The following is a 16,876-nucleotide window of genomic DNA, read 5'->3' as shown; positions in this document are numbered from 1 at the left end:
GAGCAGATCCGTGGCGCCCAGTTGCAGCGTGACGGCGCAAAGCGGCCGTGGAACAGGCCGCTCCGCTACGGCGCCTTGAACTCGACCTCGCAAAGTAGCGATTCGAGCTCGACCGCCGCCTGTCTGAGGGCCGGCACAATGCGGTTTCTAGCCGCGTCGATATCCAGTTTCGGTTCAACCGCACCGCAACTCAACGCCATCAATGTTTGAGCGCGCTGGAGCCGGATCGGCAGCGCGATACCATAAGCGTTTCGCTGGTACTCCCCTGCCGACAGGCAAACGCCATTTGAACGGAGATCCTCCTTGGCCGTCTCGATGCCTGCCCTGAGAGCCTCGGCCTGGGGGCCGGCAGCCGCCAGCAGCCGAGCGATATAGCGCTCCCGCATACTCTCGGACAGCCCGCCGAGCCAGGCCCTGCCGATCGCGGTCGTCCCCATTGGCAAAAGCGAGCCGACACCCAGTTGCAGCGTCGATATTCGCGCGCCACATTGGTATGCGATATAGAGCATCTCTAACTGATCCGGAACGGCAAGGGCGACAGAGACGTCGAGCCGGTCTGCAAGTCGTTGCATCAGAGGTTGGGCCAGTTGCGTGACCAGACTGGTGGCCAGGTACGACTGGCCGATTGCGAACACGCCCATCGTCAGTTCGAATTGAGGGCCGCCCGCAACTCGCCGAATATAACCTTCGTGAATGAGCGTCGATGTGAAACGGGAAACCGACGAGCGCGATAGCCCGGTGCGGCTGGCCAGTTCTCCATTCGTCAGCGGCACCCGATCGGCATGAAACGCCCGCAGTATCTGGAGACCGCGATCGAGCGTCAAGGTGACTTGAGTGGGGCGAGGCATCGAGGATCCCATTTGCGTCAGCCGGTGGCGGATGTTCTGGTTCAGGATTCGTGCGGTCTCACCGGCGTGCAGGCAAGCGTTCCTGCAGGACCTGCGCTGTCGCGACAAGCCGCGGCCCCAGTTCCATCTCCATGCGCACCTGCGCCATGCGCGCCGTGCGACCCACGCAGCCCAGCACCAGCGGGGGGCGCCCGGGAATGGAGACGGGCGTGGCAACGCAAGCAAGCTCCGGTTCCCACTCGCCATGCAGCATGCCGAAACCCAGCTCATGCACCTGCGCAATCTTCTCGCTCATTCTGCGCCGGATCGAAGGTGGCCATGCCCCCCCAGCCTTGTTCTCTACCTGGTCCTGTAAATACCGACGCTCTTCTTCCGGGAGCACCGCCAGCAGTGCCCAGCCCATCAGTGAATACGCAATCTGCATGCGCACGCCCGGCAATAGCCGCAAGTCCAGCACGGCCCGGCTGCCTCTCTGCGTATCGAGCACGATGATGTCAAGTCGGTCCCGGGTGCCGAGCAGCACGTACGTATCCGTTGCCTCGGCGAACTTGCGCATCTCCTCGCTCGCCAGCCGCAGGACGTCGGGATCGGCAACCGCAGCATAGCCCAGCGCCAGTGCGGCGGGCGCCAAAGCGTATTTACGGCTCGACGTGTCATGATGAAGATAGCCAAGAACCACCAGAGAGCGCAGCAGTCGCAGCGCGGACGGCGCGGGAATACCCGTTGCCTGAGCGATCTCCTGATTGGTGAGCCACATCTTCGCGGGAGCAAATGCCGAGAGGATCGACAGGCCGCGCGCGAGTGGCATGACCATAGACCGGCTATCCGGCCGCTTTTCCTGCGGTGGCTTCGGCCACGCGGTATCGACGCCATGCGGACCATTGCGTGACCTCGCACGGGTAAGCGGCGTCGTGGGCCTGCCGGAATGCATGTCTGCCTCAGCCTCCGTTGCATAAGAGACCGTGTCCTGGTCCTGCGCGCTCATTCTACTCCGCCTGTGTCCTGACCCCGCTCCTTGAGCGCGCCGCTAGCGCCCGAAGCCGGCCGCAAACGAACGCAAGACCGTCACGGCTTCCGGGGAGAATGCCAATCATCATCAGAAAGCCGTGCATTTGGCCTGCCGCGCGAAGATGATCTACCGGAACACCGGCCCCGGTCAGACGCTCAACGTACGCCTCACCTTCGTCACGCAATACGTCGTGCTCGGCCGTGACGACGATAGCCTCTGGCAATCCGTCGAGCTCGGGTTCACGCAGCGGCGACGCAAGGCTCGACTGCCTGGCCGTATCCTGCGGCGCATAGTGTGCCCAGTACCATTTCATCGCTTCGCGGTTGGTGAGCAGTTGATTATCCGGATCTGCATACGACGGCCGGTCGAAAAGACAGTCGGTCACGGGATAAACAAGCAACTGAGCGTCGATCGATACGGTTCGGGTTTTGCGCGCCAGCAGCGTCACTGCAATCGCCAGATTGCCGCCTGCGCTATCGCCGCCAACGAAGAGCGGTCCATCGGCCGGGAGCCATTCCGCCCGCTTTCGGGCGAGCCACTGCGTCGCTTGCCATGCGTCCTGAACCGGTCCGGGAAATGGGTGTTCGGGCGCTTTCCGGTACTCGACGAGTGCGACGGCAACACCCGCGCCGGTGGCGATTTCACGGCACAGCGGATCGAATTCGTCGATGCCGCCCACCACCCAGCCGCCGCCGTGAAAATAGATGAGCAGCGCCTGTGGTTGCTCATTCGGCACATAGAGACGCGCGCGCAGCGCCCCGTTCTCGACGGGAATGCCAAGCGGGACGACTTCGCGCATCTCGGGGCCAGGCGCGAGGATCGCCGTGATCTTCGAGAAGGCGGCGCGAGCCTCGCCGGGCGTCATCAGATGGCGCGGCTTCAGCGCCGACGAAGCGAGCTTCTCCATGAATGCGCGGGATTCGCGATCGAGGCTCATGACGATTCTCCTGCTAGCGTTCAGCCTGAAGCGCGGCAAGCACCGCATCCGCGCCCGCGAACAGATTCCAGCCGAGCGCGTAGTTCGCCTCGATCACGGGCGTGCGTACCGGCCCCCGGCGACACCGCATACCGATTCCTCCTGCCCCGCCCACTACGAGAACATTTCTGCGTGTTGCCATCAGCGCTCCCCCGCCTCGCGCAATCCTGCATCGGCAAGCATCAGAAAAACGGGATCCTGCGGATCGCGCCGGCCCAGGGTCCAAGCTGAATTCAGCGCGCTGCCGCCCGCCTCCACGAGATGAGACTGCATCGCGTCGAACACCGTACGGCGTTGTGCGACGCGCCATTCGTCGTTACGTTTCTCGAAGCGGTCCACGTAGCGCCCGAAGACCTCGACGCGACTGATCCCCGGGCTCTCGAGATGCTGCGCGTCGAGCATGGTCCGGTGGCCGCTCGCCTCGGGCGCGATCTCGAGCCGTGCCACGAAGTACGTCTCGACCACCGCGATCGTGTCGGAGGCGAATTCCACCAGACAGTTGCCCAGAAAATGCGTGGACTTCAACAATCCCGGGCTGTCGTGGCGCTCCCTGACCCACTCGATGAAATCGTCGCGACGCCCCTTGAAGTCCGCGTGATCGTCGGCGCAATCCTCGAAGAATGCGCAGCGGACGAGTTCCCAGTCGCGCCGGTCCACGCCGCGCGCGTAGCGCAGCATCACATCGCGAATCTGGTCCTTGTCGATAAGACGTTGCAGTGCAGTAGACATGGTGAACGGCTCTTTTCGTGACGACGCGCCAACGATGGCCGCCCGCCGCAAGCGATGTCAACGCGCGCGCGAATCGTCTCCCGTACTTTGAAATCTCTCGTGGCGCACGCTCGCCAACTCCGCGCCTACCGTGCGCCTCGTCGTTGCACGCAGGGTAAAACACCGATTTCAAAGTACGGCAAAGCCCTTTCGTTCCCATTGCCGTGAAATCCCGCGTGCCATCCAATGGAACCCGGCATGAGAAATATTTTTACCAGCCATCCGGCATGAGACCGGAGTCCGTGCTGAAGCACTCACTCCGGTCGACACAGGAGACAACTGCCATGAAAAAGGAGTCGAACGTTCTGGACGCCGTTGTCGTCGGCGCTGGCTTTGGTGGGCTGTACGCGATCAAGCGGTTGACCGACGCAGGCTTTCGCCTGCAGGCATTCGAATCGGGCGGCGGAGTGGGCGGCACGTGGTACTGGAATCGCTATCCCGGCGCGCGCGTCGATCTCGAGTGCTGGGACTACTCGTATTCGTTTTCGCCGGAACTGCAGGACGAATGGGATTGGCCCGAGCGTTATCCGACGTCACCCGAACTGAGGAAGTATCTGAACCACGTCGCCGACCACTTCGATTTGCGTCGGCACATCCAGTTCAACACCCGGGTCGAGTCGGCCGTGTTCGACGAACGCGAGAACCTCTGGGTCGTCACGACCTCCGACGGCAAAACCACGAAGGCGCGCTTCTTCGTGCCGGCGACAGGCGTGCTTTCCGTGCCGAAGCCGCCAGAAATTCCGGGCATCGAATCGTTCAGGGGCGAAAGCTACCACACGGGCCGCTGGCCGCATCATGAAGTCGACTTCAGCAACAAGCGCGTCGGTGTGATCGGCACAGGCTCGTCAGGCATTCAGGTAATTCAGGCGCTTGCTGGCAAATGCAAGCATCTGAGCGTATTTCAGCGCACGGCCGTGTACGTGGTGCCCGCCAAGAATCATCCCTTGACACCCGGGATGCGTGAGCGCGTGCGTGCCACCTATGCGGAACGCCGCGCGGTCAGCCGGCTCACGCGCTTTGGCATTGCCGTGCCGTTTCCGGTGGAATCGGCGCTCGACGCCACACCTGAGGAGCGGCGAAAGAAGTACGAGAACGCGTGGGAGAACAGCCAGTTGCTGGGTTTTCGCATGTGCTACGGCGACATCCTGTCGAACGAGAAAGCCAACGACACAGTGGCCGAATTCATCCGCGGAAGAATCCGCGAGACGGTGAAGAGCCCGGAAATAGCAGAAAAACTCATGCCGCGCGGCTTCCCATTCGGCACGAAACGTCCGTGTCTCGGCGACACCTACTACAGCGTCTACAATCGCCCGGACGTGACGCTCGTCGACCTGAAGGCGACACCGATCGAGCGCATCGTGCCCGACGGCATCGTCACGAGCGAAGGCTTGCAGCAACTCGACTGCCTGATCTATGCGACCGGCTACGACGCCCTCACGGGCGCGCTCACGCATATCGACATACGCGGCATCGGAGGGCGCCAACTGGTCGACAAATGGGCCAGCGGCGCAAAGACCTATCTCGGCCTCGTCACCAGCGGCTTCCCGAACCTCTTCACAATCACGGGACCAGGAAGTCCGGGCCCGCTCGCAAACATGTCGATGAGCATCGAGCAGCATGTCGACTGGATCACCGCGTGCATGGTCCACATGCGCGAACGTGGTATCCGCCGGATCGATGCCGACCTTCAAGCCGAAGAAGACTGGATGCAGCACGTCCAGGACGTCGTGTCGAAAACGCTCTATATGAAAGCCAATTCCTGGTACATCGGGGCGAATGTGCCGGGCAAGGCGCATGTATTCCTGCCGTATCTCGGTGGCCACGGCACGTACCGCAAGAAATGCGACGACATCGCGGTCGCCGGCTACCCGGGCTTCGTATTGACCAAGAACGGCGAAGCGCAGATCGAAACCTCCAGTGAAACGATCGGAGACGCAGCATGAGCAATGAGAACGGGCGACTCGCAGGCAAGATCGCATACATAACCGGCGCGGGCACTGGCATCGGGCGGGCCGCGGCGCAACTTTTCGCGCACGAAGGCGCCACCGTGATCATTGCGGAATTCAATGAGGAAAATGGGCGGCTTGCCGCAGAGTCCATCAACGCAGTTGGCGGCCGGGCGCAGTTCATTCGTACCGACGTGACGAGCGAGGACAGCGTGCGTGAATCGATCGACGCCGCAGTGCGCTACGCGGGCGGTATTGACGTGCTGTACAACAATGCCGGCGGCTCAACCTCGATAGACGCGCAAGTGACGGACTGCCCCGCCGAAGAGTTCTGGCGCGCGATCAAACTCGACCTGTTCGGCACGTGGATTACCTGCAAGCACGGCATTGCGGCAATGATGAAAAGTGGCGGCGGCTCAGTCATCAACAGCAGTTCGGTCTTCGCGCTGGTTGGCACGCGTGGGAAAGACGCGTACACGGCCGCCAAGGGCGGGATATCCGCCATCACGCGCTCGATGGCCGTGGAGTATGCGCCGCATCGCATCCGCGTGAACGCGGTCGCGCCCGCCGTCACGAAGACAGCTCGCGTGCTCGGTCTGATGGAGACGCAGCCCGGCGTGGTCAACAAGACCGGCGAGCGCCAGTTGCTCGGCCTCATCGAACCGGCGGAAGTCGCCATGACCGCGCTGTACCTGGCGAGCGACGAGTCGAAAACCACGACCGGCCAGATCTTCGCCATCGACGGAGGCTTTTCGATATCTTGAACGCGAGGTGACAGGGCGTCGCGCAACAAGGATCTCCCTGCGTTGCGCGCGCGGGGCGCCATCGAAGGCGCCCCACTTCACACGCCACGCCCGCTCACATTCGTGCCGCTCTCATCGACAACGAACCTCAGGATCGACGTGAAAATCAGGAATGCGGCGGCCACGGCAAGAGTAAAACCGTTGGTAATGGAGTGCATCGATTTCCTCAAAGACTGATTTGGTCTGGATGTCTTGTGCTGGAAGGGTGGGCGCGAAGTACTTTTCAAATGCCTCTTCGTATAGTGCATGGACCACTTCGGGACGGGCGTCCCGATACGCCCCGCCGGAATCGGAGCACGTGTCACCCACGTCCCCGGTTCTTCAACATCGCTCGAGTCGCGGCCGCGAACTCCACAGGCATATCGGTGAACCCGAGATGATGACCGGGAACCTCCACCATCGGGCAGCCGACCCCTTCTGCGATGACGACGGCCGCGCGGCCGGCGGGCCCATCGCCGGTACCCACGCCGGCGGCCGTGACCATGCTGACCTGGTTGCCGCGGATGCGCGCGAGATCCGGCACATAGAGCGTGAACGGCATGTACTCCTGCTCGAAGAAGAACTTCCAGTTCCCGGCGGCGCGTTCCGCGTATTCGAGTGCGACCAGCGTGGCGGCCTCCTTGCTCGCGTTGTTCAGTTCGGTGAATACGCGCTCGGCCGCCTCCCAGCCTTGCGTGCGAGTCGCTTCGTCGACCTGCTCGGCGAGCGCCTGCCATTCCCTCGCTTCGGGCAGCAGCAGTCCGGCCGGGGCCTCATGGGCGATGAGGAAGTCGACCACCTCGGGATGACGCGCGGCCAGTTCGAGGCCGACGACGGCCCCGCCGCTGTTGCCGAATATCAGGGCCTTCTTCTCGCCCGACGCGCGAATAACCGCAATCGCGTCACGAGCCTGCTGGGCAACCGTCATGGGCGCCGTGAGGTCGCCCGTGCTCCGGGAGTTGCCGCGCCGATCATAGGTGACGACGGTGTATTCGGTCGCCAGGATATCGGCCACGTCGGAGAAGAAGCCCGCGTCTCCGAGCGCGCCGGTGATCATCAAGAGAAGCGGGCCCTTGCCGCGTCGCTCGCAGTAGAGTTCGGCTTGCTCGGTGGATACGGTCATGGTCGTTTGGGTCAAGAGAGTCTCCTTAGTTCAGTGGATGGCGGGCGCCGGCACGGCAATCGTCGGATGGCGGCCCGTCAGGAATGCGACGGCGGCTGCGGCGAGAGTCAAACCGCCGGTGATGGTGCACATCGATTGACTCGATGGCTGGTTTGGGCTGCATACCTTGTGCCGGAACGTCGACCTACTCATACAGATGTGTATAGGACGCGACCGGCCGATAGAATCCGCGATTGACCTTCACGCTCGACGTGCGGTGAAGATCCGTCTTCAGTTCGCTGGCATAGGCCGGGTTGTCGACGGCGGCCACCCACGCGTCATACGATTGCCAGAGCGAAACGTTGATCAATTGATATTGATGGTCGGGCAGCAACGACTTTTGCAAGTCGGCGCGGATGAATCCCGGCATTTGCCCCATCAACTTCGAGCGTCGGTTCCAGTCGTCAACGAACTGCTCGATTTCCGTCTCGGCGATTTCGAGCAGGTTGATGAAGTAAAACGGCGCCTCGGGGTTCTGGATGTTGGGGTTGCGCGTCGAACTCATTGTCTTCTCCGTTGTGGGTAACCTATCCTTCCTGTCGCCGCGATTCGTCCTCTTCATCAAAGCGAGGCTTCGCTGAGCGCCAATCGTTTTGCCTTGCGCGGCGCGGTTTCCTCGACCATCAGCATCAACAACAGCGCAATGATCATGAAGACCGCCTGAAGGCAAGGCACGGCGATCAGGCCAACGCGATCGGCAAGTGCCCCGCCAAGCAGCGGTGCGAGGACGCCGCCGACAATTTCACCGGTGCCGAGCACGAGTCCGATCGCTGCGGCGACACGGCCCTCGCGTAGCGTTTCCGCCGGAACGGTAGCGATCAGTAACGGACCCAATGCACTGACGAGGCTGCCGACGAACAGCGTCACAGCCATCGCTACCGGGGTCTGCCACAGATACACCACGCTGAATGGCATCAATAGCGAGATCGCGCCGGTCACCAGCATGACCGGCTTGCGCCCGACCCGGTCCGATATGGCGGGCACCACGAGCCCGGAGACGGCGGCAGACAGCCCGATCATGCTCATCATCACGCCCACCTCGGTCGACGGCATATGCAGGACGCTAGAGAAATAAACGGGCAAGAAGACGAACGCCAGCGAGAATGTGCCAAGCAGCAGACTCGCCAGCGCCATGCACAGCACGATGTTCCGGTGGCGCATCATCACACGCAGATTCAACGTCTCCTGACCCGCCGCTGCGTCGGCGGCGGGCCGTCTCGCGGGATCGCGCGCAATGCGCCACGTCACCAACGCACAGATCAGTCCCGGCAGACCGGCCACAAAAAACGCTTCGCGCCATCCCCAATGGCTCGCGAGCGGAATCAGCACGATCGGCGCGATGAAGACGCCCAGCACACTGCTGCCGAAGGTCTGCATCAGCCCCATGTTGAACCCGCGCCGGGACTCCGACGACGCGTCGGCCATCAAGGTCTGCGAGATCGGCAGCACGGGGCCTTCGGCGACGCCCATCAGCACGCGCGAAAGCAGCAGCACCACAAACGTCGTGGCGAGACCGGAAATGAAGGAGCACAGCGAAAAGACGACCATCGCCAGCACCAGCACCAGCCGGTAGTTGCCGCGCCGATCGCACAGGCGGCCAAAACCATAGCCCGAGATCGCCCACGCCGCGGACAAGCCCGACGCGAGCAGCCCGATCTGCAGATTGTTGAGCGAAAGCTCGCGCGCGACGAACGGAGCGAGCAATGTCATCGCGGTCCGGTCGAGAAACACGAAGCCGAAGGTGAAAGTGAGGACGATCAGCAGCCGGTTCTCATACGACTTGACAACGCCATGCCTGGCTTCGCTCATGATCGTGCTCCGTCGAGGGCACGTGCAAACGTGCAAAGCTTCGGCCCATGAAGATCCACTGAATCCATTGCCTGTCTCCGTCAAGAATATTGTTATATGCGTGAGTGCCAAAGGCGCCGCAGCTATGCCGCTCCGTGCGCGTCGTGCAACTGCAAGCCGGGTTTCCAGATCCGCTCGCCGCCCTCGTCGAGCGTGCGTCCCACGCCCGGCCAGGGGAAGTGCGGCGTGAAATGAAAGCAGCGCTCCTGCAACAGGTGCGCGACCAGCTTGCGGCGCGTCTCGATCGCAAGCGCCGGGTCACTGTCGAAACTGAAGCGCCAGTCTTCATGCCGGATAGAAATGAACGGGTGGCCCGCCGCATCGGCCGTGTAGAACATCGCCTGTCCCTGCGACCTGAAACGGAAACCCACCTGGCCAGGCGTATGTCCGGGCAACAGAACGGTTTCGATGCCGCCAGGCAGCGTGTCGCCCGCCGCGAACCGGATCATCCGGTGCGCTGCAAGCGCAATGAAGCGCTGCGCGACCTGAGCGACGTCCGCCTTCATGAAATCCGGCATCAGGCAGCCATCGAGATCGGGCCGACTCCAGAATGCCAATTCCTCATTGCTCACGTAGTACGTGGCGTTCGGAAAGGCGGGCTGGCCGTCGTCGTCGAAGAGCCCGCCGATATGGTCCGGATGGATATGCGAGACCAGGACCGCATCGACTTCGGCCGGCGCGATCCCCGCATCGGCGAACGAGCGCAGCAGACGGCCCGCGGTCGGAATAGCGTGCCCGTCTGGCCCCGGCACTCTGCCAATCCCCGCGTCCACCAGCACCGTCATGCGCGGCTCTGGCAGACGGACCAGCAAGCACGAAATAGGCGTGTCGATGACATCGGGGCTCTCTCCGCACGCGCTCAGGAACGTGCGCAATTCATCGGGGGGAATTTCCGGCGCGGCCATTTGCGCGGGCGTCGTGACATACCCATCGCTCAATGAAACACACGACAGCGCGCCAAGCCGGAAGCGAAAAAACGCTGCCTCGCCGGCGCAATTCGCTTCGGCGGCGAGACTACGGGAAACCGTGGTGGCTTCGGTCATTCGGACCTCACTCGTGACATTGCAATCCAGTTCAAGGACGGCGCTCCAGGAAGCGAGGCGCCGTCGGCGGCGCATTCAGAGGTTCGTCGCCTGAAAGCTCACTTGCTGCCACGCGTTCATCTGCCGCCGCCACACCTGCGTCGTCATGATGGACATCTCCATGCGCTGGCCCGCCGGCATCAACTCGATCGACTGACGCAGCGGCCCGGTGGCCACCGCGATATCGCCATAAACGCGAACATCGAGGCCCTCGCGCGTAGCCGAGAGAAAGCGGATTTGCGTGCTTACCGCCGCCAGATAAGTGGGCTTGTCGTCGGTCTTGCCGTTGGCGTGCACGTGCACAACGTCGTCGGCGACCAGTTCGCCCAGGGTCGCGAGATCGGCCTCGACCAGCGCCCGGCAACGCGCGCGCTCGAGCCGTGCAATTTCGTCCGCCACGCGGACGTCGTTCGCATTGTTCATGTATGTCCTCCTGTTCCCGTTACGCCGACTCGGCCTGCACGACGTTCTCGATCGCGCCAATGCCGTCGATCTCCACCTTCATTCTGTCGCCGGCGCGCAACCAGCGCGGCGGCTTCATGCCGATCCCGACGCCACCCGGCGTGCCAGTGAAAATCACGTCGCCGGGCTCCAGCGTCATCACCTTCGACAGATGCTCCACCTGCGCGTAGCAGTCGTAGATCAGTTGCGACGTATTCGAATCCTGGCGCTTTTCGCCGTTCACGAAGCAGCGGATGCCGAGCGCATGCGGATCGGCGATCGCGTCGGCGGTGACGATCCACGGTCCGAACGGCGCGTGCGTGTCAAACGACTTGCCGATCGTGAATTGCGACGTCCTGAGTTGCCAGTCGCGCACGCTGACGTCGTTTGCGGCGCAGTAGCCGAAAATCACTTCATGCGCGCGCTCGCGCGGCACATGGCGGCAGCGCTGGCCGATCACGAACGCGAGTTCCGCCTCGTAATCCAGTTGCTCCGAGACGCGCGGCAGCTCGACGCAAGCAAACGGACCGGCCACCGAAGTGGGCATCTTCGCGAACCACTGTTGCTCGGCAGGCCGCGCCATTCCGGATTCCTCAACATGATCCGCGTAGTTCAGACCGATGCCGAGAATCTTGCCCGGACGCGGCACCGGCGCGAGCAAGGTCAGCGCATCGAACGCAATGTCGGCCGGTTGCGTGGCGGCGAGCGACGCGAGCCGCTCGCGCCAGGCCGGCCATGCCGCGATCAACGCTTTCATGTCGCGCGGCGCGGCGCCCAGATGCCGGACGATGTCGAGGACGCCGTCGTCGAGAGCCACGCCGACGGTCGGTGCATTGCCTGCCGTGCTGAAAGTAACGAGTTTCATGGGTTGGTGCTCCGTTTACATGGGGGTGGACTTGCCAGTCGCGGCGGTGCCGACCGCGCTCAACTCGGCATCGCTCGCGCCGGCGCGCCACATACGGACCAGCTCGTCGGGATCGAACTCCACGCCGAGATTGTTCTGCGCGAACGCCTCCGTATGGAAGTACGCGCCCGGATCTTCCCCGTTGTCGGCCTGCAGTTCGATATCGTTGCCCTCGGGATCGCGGTAATAGAGCGACGTGGTTGGGCCGTGGTTGATGCACCAGAACGGCAGGATGCCGAGCGATTTCAGGCGCGCATAGGTCGCCAGCAACTCGCCGATGTCGTTGTAGCTGTAAGCGATGTGATGCACGCCCGCTACCCGCTCGGCCTTCGGCGACAAGTCCGGCATGTTGAAAAAGGCCAGCCGGTGATGCTCGTCGTCATACGTAATGAAGGTCAGCACGTCGTCCTCGAACACGAGGTGTGCCTGGAACAGCTGCTGGTACCACGCGACCGTGTCCGCGCGCCGCGCGCATTGCAGAACGAGATGGGCCATGCGGGCGGGAACGATGCGCGCTTCGGTGTCGGCGCTGCTCGTCGATGTCTGTGATGTCGTCATGTTTGCCTCCTGTTTTACTGGGTCTTTCGCTGACGCCGGGCGCAGCGATCGGTTGCTGCTCACCACCCCTCGATGCATCCGCTGGCGGACAGCATCGGCGTGCGGGCGTGCATCTGCTGATACTTCCCGCTGTAGAAAACCAGCGGACGCCGTTGCTCGCCGTGCCGCACGTATTCGAGCTCGCTGATGTACAGCAGATGGTCGCCCGCGGGATGAATATCGACGGTGCGCGCGACGAGCTGCACGAGGCTGTTCTCCAGCAGCGGCGTGCCCTCGTGCTCGCAATACGGCAATGCGAGGCTGGCGTCGGGCCGGCCGCCGAAATGCGCGCTCAACGCACGCTGGTCCTCCGCGAGAAAATTGATGCCGTAACGCACGCCAGCGCCAACCCACTGGTTGAAACGCGAGCTCGCGCGAACAGAGACGAGCACGAGCGGCGGTTCGAGCGAGACGGACATGAACGCGTTCGCAGTCATCCCGGCAGGTTCGCCGTCGAGCCGAAAGGTCACGACCGTCACACCCGTGGCGAACCGGCCCATCGTCGCGCGCAGGACTTTCGCATCGATGCGCGGTGCGGCAGAAAGCTGGCTGCGGGCATTCATGGTCAAACCAGCGGCGTCACGTTGTTTTCGACGCCAAGCAGCGCCTTGCCATAGAGCTCGAGCCCGATCGCGGGCAGTCCCACCGCGTGGCGGGCCGCCGTGTTCGAGTCGCGCCACCAGCGCTGCAGCGGGCTCGCCTCGGCAAAGCCGCCGGCGCCGTGCGCCCACAGCAACGTGTTGATCGCATCGGTGACGTAGGTGGTCACCATGCCCGTGTCCGCCCGCACGCGCGCACGCGTCACGCCGTCGAGCTGCTCGTCGCGCCGCGCCGCGGCGTCGATCTCGTCCGCGGCACGGAAGGCGCGCAGATGCGCGTTGTCGATCTTGATCGCGGCCTCGGCGATCTGCATCTGAAACATGGTCGAATCGGATTGCTTCTCGAAAGACGTATAGGTGATCGGGCGCTGCGCGGCCTTTTCGATCACATAGCGCAGCGCGGCGCGGCCGAGCCCGAGTTGCGGGCCGGTGAGGATCAGCGCCGCGAACGGCACGAACGATGCGCGATACGCGGCCTCGTCCTTGCACTCGGTCGGATAGCGGCGTTCGATGGCCTCCATCATGTCGAGCAGGCGATGCTCCGGTATGAACACATCGTTGCCGACGATGCAGTTGCTGCCCGAGGCGCGCATGCCCGCCGTGAACCACGTGTCCTCGATCGTCAGTTCGGACATGGGCACGAGGGCGAGGTACTGCTTCTTGAACGCGCCGTTCTGATCGTGCTCGATCACGCCGATCGCAGCCCAGTCCGCATGCAGCGAACCGGAGGAGAAGTACCACTTGCCCGAAACCACGAGCCCGCCCTCCACGCGGCGCGACTGGCTGGACGGCGTAAAGACGCCCGACACGCGCGCTTTCGGATTGGCGCCCCATACGTCGTCCTGGGCCTGCTTCGGAAACAACGCAGTGAACCATGCGCACACGTTGATGAGCGCGACGACCCATGCCGTGCCGCCGCACGCCTCTCCCAATGCGGCCGACACCTCGAGGTGCGCGCGCAGCGTCCCTTCGTGGCCGCCGTAACGGCGCGGGACCATGAGCTGAAACAGGCCTGCGTTGTCGATCGCGGCAATGTTTTCGTCGCATGCGCGACGATATTTTTCGGATTCCGCAGCATTCTTCATGAGCAGCGGCTGCAGGGCCGCTGCCTTCGCAACCAGCTCATTCAAGGTATCGGCGGGCTCGCCGGCATCGATCTTCGACGCCCGTATCGTCTCCACTGTTGCCTGCATGGTTGTCTCCGGTTTTATATGAGTTGCGCCAATTCAAAGCCAGCGATCAAAGCGTGGCCCGCTTCGCGCCGGCGTTATTGCTGCGTCGCGGCCGCAGGTGCGGGTGCGTTCGCTTTGGCAAACGCACGGCCATAGTCTTCCTGGCAGGTCTCGATTTGCGTGTGGGCGTGCAGCGTCACTACGCGGCTGTCGCGGAACAGGCGTTCGAACGGATTGCCGTCCATGATCGACGACGCGCCGCCGGCCCGCAGCGTCAATGCCGTGATCTCCGAGGCAAGCTTGATGGCATGCGCGCTTTCCAGCTTGGTTCGCGCAATCTCGAGTTCATCGGCGGGCTGGCCGGTCGCCGCGAGCACCTGGACTTTTTCCACGTTGCCGCGAGCCAGCATTTCGACGGTGCGCAACTGGCAATGAAGCTCGCCGAGCTGAAGGTGCGTGACGGGCGCCTCGCTCTGACTGCTGTAGATCGAGTTGGAAATCCCACGGCGATGGATCTTTTCCTGAAACAACTCGACTGCCGAACGCGCGAGCCCCACCGCGATGGCCGCCATCAACGACGCCGTGTGCTGGATGAGGTTGACCTGGTAAAGCACACCTGCGGGCGCGGGAGCGAGGCGCTTCGCGGCAAAGATGTCGCCGATCGGACGCACGCGATATTCCGGCACGAACACCTCGTCCTCGATCACCACCGTGTTGCTGCCCGAGCCGCGCTGTCCCATCACCCTCCAGTCGTCGAGAATCTGCAGTTGCTCGTGCGGGACTTGCAGAAGAATGGGACCCTGGTCGGTTTCGCCTTCGCAGCTCGCACCCAGATGATGGAACGGGGTGTGGTGGCACGCGCTGTTGAACGGCCAGCGGCCCTTGAGCATGTACCCCCCTTCCACGCGCCGTGCGAATCCCGGCCCCCATGCCGTGATGACGCCGGAATTGAGCGGCCCAACCCAGCCCATCCCGAAGAGTTCTGCCTGAAACCGCGGGTCGAAGAACGATACCCATTGCTGGGAAGTCGTCGTGACCCATACCACCCATCCGGTCGAGCCACAGCCGCGCGCGATCTCCGCGACGATGTCGAATTGCTGCACGGGCGTCAGCGCGTAACCACCGTATTCGACCGGCACGCACATGCGAAACACGCCCAACTCGTCCAGTTCCTTGATGGTTTCATCCGGTACGCGGCGCAGCACCTCCGTTTGACGCGCACGCTCGCGCAGCGTCGGCACGTAGGCCCGCACGTCCGCGAGGATGCGCGCAGCGATCTGCTCGTCGCCCGGAGAAGAAAGCTGCGGCGCGCGAGGCGCGGCATCGCTGCTGATGGTCGACTGCTGGGCGACGGACACGACACTCATTGCGGGCCTCCAAGTTCTCAATAGACATCGGGTTTAAGTCGGCACAGATTCACATCGACAATTAAATATGTCAACACTTTTTGCCGATCTCGTACCGAACATCGGACCGCCCGGACAAGTTGCCAGTCATCTTCCTGCGAAATGAAATCGCAGTATTTACCGCTATTTTAAGTACATTGTGCTTGGTATCACGCTTTCCACACTGAATCTGACAGGATTCACGCGTTGTGGGTGAAATTTATAGTGTCGACATTTTTATCATAAAAAACGTTGACCATGATCCATTTTCAAGATCGATAGCATGCAGAATGTGACGATCACCGCCAGCTCTGGGACACTTCAACGCTACATTGTTGACGCGTCGGCTCCGTTGCCCGAGAGTCGAAACTTTCATTGCCGTCGGCGTAGCAACACGAAAAATCCGTGCTCAATGGCCACTTTTTTCGCATTAATCGTGGGCATGCCATTGGATCGACCAGAGTCTCACCGCGTGGTATAGTGAAATCGCTCATGCAAGGTGTCGACACTCTTCGTGTCATCCATAACGCTTACTTCCGGTTGCACTCATGACGAGATCCACAGCGCCTTCCTCAAACGCCAAAGGAAAAATGCGCAAGGGCGCGACAACTGCGATTGACGAAGCACCGCGCGTCAAACGAACGGGCAATACGGCGTCGATCGTCTACGCCGAGCTCCGGGCGAGGATTCTCGATGGCACACTCTCGCCAGGGCAGCCGATCTCGCAGCTGTCGATCGCGAAGGTGAGCGGCACGAGCCGCGGACCGGTGCGGGAAGCACTGCGGCGGCTACAGCAGGAACAACTGGTCGTGGCAGAGGCCAATCGGCGCTTCAGCGTCGCGTCGTTCGATATCGCCGACCTCGAGGAAGTCCTCGGACTGCATCTCGTGAACATCGCACTGGCGATCCGCATCGCCACGCCGTTCCTGAGCCAGGATGAAGTCGCACATCTGCGCGAATGCGCCGACGAAATGGACAAGTTCGCCAATCAGGACCGGTTCGCATGGGAGGCGGCCTTCCGGCGTTTCGCGTTGTGCTTCGCGCGGCATGCGGGCGCCCATTCGGTGGCAATCATAGGAGGACTAATCGATGATGCCCAGCGCTATCGCGCCTACGTGCTGACCGATACGCCGCCGGTTGCCCATCCGCCAGGCAAGGCGTTTCATGAGATCATTTTGTCTGCGGCCGGGGGCGACGGTTATCGCGCGTCCATTCTGTTCGCCGATATGTTCAGCCGCATGGCGTCGCTCATCATGGCCGGCGCCGCGCCACGGTATGATGCGGCGCGGCTGCGCAGCTGTATCGACGCCGTGTTGCCGCCCGCCGGACGGTGATGCGCCCGGGCCGCGCGCGCCGA

General features: G+C 62.8%; 17 protein-coding genes. 3 read left to right on the top strand and 14 right to left on the bottom strand.

Features of this window, described 5'->3' with window-relative positions; translation table 11 throughout:
• Positions 1-65: 65 nt before the first annotated feature.
• The 4 genes from E1956_RS15880 to E1956_RS15865 all read right to left on the bottom strand — a co-directional run bounded on the left by E1956_RS15880 (position 66) and on the right by E1956_RS15865 (position 3,562).
• The gene (locus E1956_RS15880) at positions 66-824 is read right to left on the bottom strand and encodes an IclR family transcriptional regulator (protein WP_232071644.1); all 759 of its coding nucleotides are present in this window, start codon (positions 822-824) and stop codon (positions 66-68) included.
• A gap of 82 nt (positions 825-906) precedes the next feature.
• Positions 907-1,662, bottom strand: a complete 756-nt coding sequence (locus E1956_RS15875; RefSeq protein ID WP_232071642.1) for an IclR family transcriptional regulator — start codon at positions 1,660-1,662, stop codon at positions 907-909.
• 172 nt (positions 1,663-1,834) lie between these two features.
• Positions 1,835-2,794 (bottom strand): alpha/beta hydrolase, encoded by a 960-nt coding sequence (locus E1956_RS15870; protein ID WP_134750845.1) that lies wholly within the window; start codon positions 2,792-2,794, stop codon positions 1,835-1,837.
• 180 nt (positions 2,795-2,974) lie between these two features.
• Positions 2,975-3,562, bottom strand: coding sequence for a nuclear transport factor 2 family protein (locus E1956_RS15865; RefSeq protein WP_134750843.1), 588 nt, complete (start codon positions 3,560-3,562; stop codon positions 2,975-2,977).
• A 323-nt stretch (positions 3,563-3,885) separates the two neighbouring features.
• On the opposite strand from E1956_RS15865, the gene E1956_RS15860 reads away from it, so the two are divergent.
• Together E1956_RS15860 and E1956_RS15855 are read left to right on the top strand one after the other, a co-directional pair.
• Positions 3,886-5,544: a flavin-containing monooxygenase gene (locus E1956_RS15860; protein WP_134750841.1), complete on the top strand. Its 1,659-nt coding sequence runs from the start codon at positions 3,886-3,888 to the stop codon at positions 5,542-5,544.
• Positions 5,541-6,311, top strand: a complete 771-nt coding sequence (locus E1956_RS15855) for an SDR family NAD(P)-dependent oxidoreductase (RefSeq protein ID WP_134750839.1) — start codon at positions 5,541-5,543, stop codon at positions 6,309-6,311. Before E1956_RS15860 ends, E1956_RS15855 begins: the two co-directional genes overlap by 4 nt.
• Before the next feature lie 340 nt (positions 6,312-6,651).
• On the opposite strand, the gene E1956_RS15850 is transcribed toward E1956_RS15855, so the two are convergent.
• From E1956_RS15850 to E1956_RS15805, 10 genes are all read right to left on the bottom strand, one after another.
• Complete coding sequence (locus E1956_RS15850) at positions 6,652-7,467, bottom strand: alpha/beta fold hydrolase (RefSeq protein ID WP_134750837.1); 816 nt, start codon at positions 7,465-7,467, stop codon at positions 6,652-6,654.
• Between the two features lie 169 nt (positions 7,468-7,636).
• Positions 7,637-7,996, bottom strand: coding sequence for an antibiotic biosynthesis monooxygenase family protein (locus E1956_RS15845; protein ID WP_167760038.1), 360 nt, complete (start codon positions 7,994-7,996; stop codon positions 7,637-7,639).
• A gap of 56 nt (positions 7,997-8,052) precedes the next feature.
• Positions 8,053-9,300 carry an MFS transporter gene (locus E1956_RS15840; RefSeq protein WP_134750833.1) on the bottom strand — a complete coding sequence of 416 codons (1,248 nt, stop codon included), beginning with the start codon at positions 9,298-9,300 and terminating at the stop codon, positions 8,053-8,055.
• Positions 9,301-9,422: 122 nt separating this feature from the next.
• Entirely contained in the window at positions 9,423-10,382 is a 960-nt protein-coding gene (locus E1956_RS15835; protein WP_167760037.1) for an MBL fold metallo-hydrolase, read from the bottom strand.
• Between the two features lie 75 nt (positions 10,383-10,457).
• Positions 10,458-10,844, bottom strand: a complete 387-nt coding sequence (locus E1956_RS15830) for a nuclear transport factor 2 family protein (protein WP_134750829.1) — start codon at positions 10,842-10,844, stop codon at positions 10,458-10,460.
• A gap of 19 nt (positions 10,845-10,863) precedes the next feature.
• Positions 10,864-11,727 carry a fumarylacetoacetate hydrolase family protein gene (locus E1956_RS15825; protein WP_134750827.1) on the bottom strand — a complete coding sequence of 288 codons (864 nt, stop codon included), beginning with the start codon at positions 11,725-11,727 and terminating at the stop codon, positions 10,864-10,866.
• Positions 11,728-11,742: 15 nt separating this feature from the next.
• Positions 11,743-12,324, bottom strand: a complete 582-nt coding sequence (locus E1956_RS15820; protein ID WP_134750825.1) for a VOC family protein — start codon at positions 12,322-12,324, stop codon at positions 11,743-11,745.
• A gap of 59 nt (positions 12,325-12,383) precedes the next feature.
• Positions 12,384-12,926: a flavin reductase family protein gene (locus tag E1956_RS15815; protein WP_167760036.1), complete on the bottom strand. Its 543-nt coding sequence runs from the start codon at positions 12,924-12,926 to the stop codon at positions 12,384-12,386.
• A gap of 2 nt (positions 12,927-12,928) precedes the next feature.
• Positions 12,929-14,155 (bottom strand): acyl-CoA dehydrogenase family protein, encoded by a 1,227-nt coding sequence (locus E1956_RS15810; protein ID WP_134750823.1) that lies wholly within the window; start codon positions 14,153-14,155, stop codon positions 12,929-12,931.
• A 74-nt stretch (positions 14,156-14,229) separates the two neighbouring features.
• Complete coding sequence (locus E1956_RS15805) at positions 14,230-15,501, bottom strand: acyl-CoA dehydrogenase family protein (protein WP_134750821.1); 1,272 nt, start codon at positions 15,499-15,501, stop codon at positions 14,230-14,232.
• 566 nt (positions 15,502-16,067) lie between these two features.
• Here E1956_RS15805 and E1956_RS15800 point away from each other — a divergent pair.
• On the top strand, positions 16,068-16,853 hold the full coding sequence (locus tag E1956_RS15800; RefSeq protein WP_134750819.1) for a GntR family transcriptional regulator: 786 nt from the start codon (positions 16,068-16,070) through the stop codon (positions 16,851-16,853).
• The last annotated feature ends 23 nt before the right edge of the window (positions 16,854-16,876 follow it).

The organism is Paraburkholderia pallida (genome assembly GCF_004524855.1).
In the GTDB taxonomy this organism is placed as follows: Bacteria; Pseudomonadota; Gammaproteobacteria; order Burkholderiales; family Burkholderiaceae; genus Paraburkholderia; species Paraburkholderia oxyphila.
The sequence above is the reverse complement of the archived record's forward strand: the minus strand, read 5'-3'. Positions and strand labels throughout refer to the sequence as shown.